Origin of the sequence: Streptomyces regalis (assembly GCF_001509475.1) — a bacterium.
Lineage (GTDB): Bacteria > Actinomycetota > Actinomycetes > Streptomycetales > Streptomycetaceae > Streptomyces > Streptomyces regalis.
Genome location: NZ_LLZG01000298.1, coordinates 1 through 304 on the forward strand (window position 1 = coordinate 1; position 304 = coordinate 304).

1 protein-coding gene is annotated in these 304 nt (G+C 76.6%); it reads left to right on the top strand.

The features are described 5' to 3' along the window. On the top strand, window positions 1–304 hold a 304-nt coding region (locus ADL12_RS26595; RefSeq protein WP_244188064.1), incomplete at both ends, for a small ribosomal subunit Rsm22 family protein.

Consider the following 304-nt stretch of genomic DNA (forward strand, 5'->3'; position numbering starts at 1 on the left):
TCCTCGACGGCCTCCCACCCCGCCAGGCCGCCCAGGCCGTCGACCGGCTGATCGCCAACTACCGCGGGGCAACCCCCACCCACACCCCGATCCTCCGCGCCCCCGCCGACGTGGCCGCCTACGCCGCCTACCGCATGCCCGCCACCTTCGAGGCGGTCCACGCGGCGCTGGAGGCATTCGCCGCGGCCGTACCGGAATGGCCCCCCCCCAGCCACACCGACGTCGGCGGCGGAACCGGCGCAGCTACCTGGGCCGTCACCGCAACCTGGCCCGGCGAGCGCAGCGTCCCCGTGCTGGACTGGGC